Annotated in this window: 1 protein-coding gene and 1 pseudogene; both read right to left on the reverse strand. The window is 47.1% G+C overall.

Annotated elements, in window-relative coordinates:
* A partial coding sequence (trmFO, locus tag ACTF7Q_RS10650) for a methylenetetrahydrofolate--tRNA-(uracil(54)-C(5))-methyltransferase (FADH(2)-oxidizing) TrmFO (RefSeq protein WP_438997810.1) occupies window positions 1–963 on the reverse strand: 963 nt, incomplete at its 3' end.
* An 18-nt stretch (window positions 964–981) separates the two neighbouring features.
* Window positions 982–1,918, reverse strand: a pseudogene (locus ACTF7Q_RS10655) (excinuclease ABC subunit UvrA); the annotation flags it as partial.

A 1,918-nucleotide genomic window follows, 5' to 3' on the forward strand; every position in this document is an offset into this window, starting at 1 on the left:
CAAACCACCAAGGCGGGCAAATTGCGCATCTTCAAGACCCGGAATGGTTTGGAAAACACGTATCTGTTCTGCATGTTTCAATTTAGTTTGAAAGCCAACCATATTATATAGCGTGCCAAGCGCATTATCCTGACGAAGCTGAATGACCGCATGGGGTCGTGACCCATCATGCGCATTGGTCAACCCAACTGGCTTCATAGGGCCGAAACGAAGCGTTTCACGACCACGTGATGCCATCACTTCAATCGGCATACATCCCTCAAAATAGGGGGTGTTTTCTTCCCATTCCTTGAATGACATTTTTTCGCCATCAATCAGCGCATCGATAAAATCTTCATATTGCGATTTTGTCAGCGGGCAGTTGATATAATCTTTCCCATCACCGCCATCGGTGGATTTGTCATACCGCGACTGGAACCACGCCACATCCATATTGATACTGTCAAAATGCGCTATTGGTGCAATCGCGTCAAAAAAGGCCAGATCATCTTCACCACCCCATTTGCGAATCATGTCAGCCAGAGAAGGTGAGGTGAGGGGGCCGGTTGCAATAATAACCTGTTTCCAGCTATCAGGTATATCATTAACTTCTTCACGTTCGATTGTGATTAGGGGGTCGGCGGTTAAAGCTGCTTCAACAGCCTGAGAAAATCCATCTCTATCAACGGCCAAAGCACCACCAGCTGGTACTTTATTCTTATCGGCCTCACGTAATATCACCGAATTCAGGATCCGCATTTCTTCATGCAAAACCCCAACAGCATTCGCCGTTGCATCATCCGAGCGAAAAGAGTTAGAGCAAACTAACTCTGCTAAGCCGTCTGTATGATGTGCATCAGTCGTGCGTTTTGGCCGCATTTCATGCAAAACAACAGGAATATTCTGTTTGGCAATTTGAAAGGCTGCCTCGCTTCCAGCAAGCCCACCGCCAATTACATGAATGGCGCCGTCATCATCTTGCATAGTTCACATCCTTAAATTTTATGTCTTTGACGGATCAAAAATACGGCTTAGATAATGCCCAGTATGCGATCCTTTGACTTTTGCAACATCCTCTGGTGTGCCTTCGGCAACAACAAGACCGCCGCCATCTCCGCCTTCAGGGCCAAGATCAATCACCCAGTCGGCAGTCTTTATAACATCCATATTATGCTCGATAACAATCACTGTATTGCCTTGATCAACAAGTTCCTGCAAGACGTCCAATAGCTTGGCAATGTCATGGAAATGAAGTCCCGTTGTAGGCTCATCAAGAATATAGATTGTTCGTCCCGTGGCACGACGCGACAATTCCTTTGAAAGCTTTACGCGCTGCGCTTCACCGCCGGACAAGGTGGTCGCTTGCTGTCCAATCCGGACATAGCCCAACCCCACACGTAACATCGTTTCAAGCTTTTCCCGTATAGCTGGCACGGCTTTAAAATACTCAACACCTTCTTCAACCGTCATATCAAGAACATCAGCTATAGATTTGCCACGCCATGATATTTCCAGTGTTTCACGATTATATCTTCGGCCTTTGCAGCTATCACAGGTGACATAAACATCAGGCAGAAAATGCATTTCGATCTTGATAAGTCCGTCGCCCTGACAAGCCTCACAACGGCCACCCTTGACATTGAAAGAAAAGCGGCCAGGCGCATAACCTCGAACTTTAGCTTCTGGTAATCCCGCAAACCATTCACGGATTGGTGTAAAGGCACCAGTATATGTTGCTGGATTCGAACGTGGCGTCCGGCCAATAGGGGACTGATCAATATCAACAACCTTATCCAGATAGTCGGCACCTATGATTGTTTTATGTGGAGCAGGCATTTCTCGGGCTTTGTGCAAGCGCCGCGCAAGTGATTTCCAGAGCGTTTCAAGAACTAATGTAGATTTACCACCACCCGACACACCCGTTACACAGGTCAACACC

This window comes from Puniceispirillum sp. (SeqCode), from assembly GCF_965657105.1.
GTDB lineage: Bacteria > Pseudomonadota > Alphaproteobacteria > Puniceispirillales > Puniceispirillaceae > Puniceispirillum.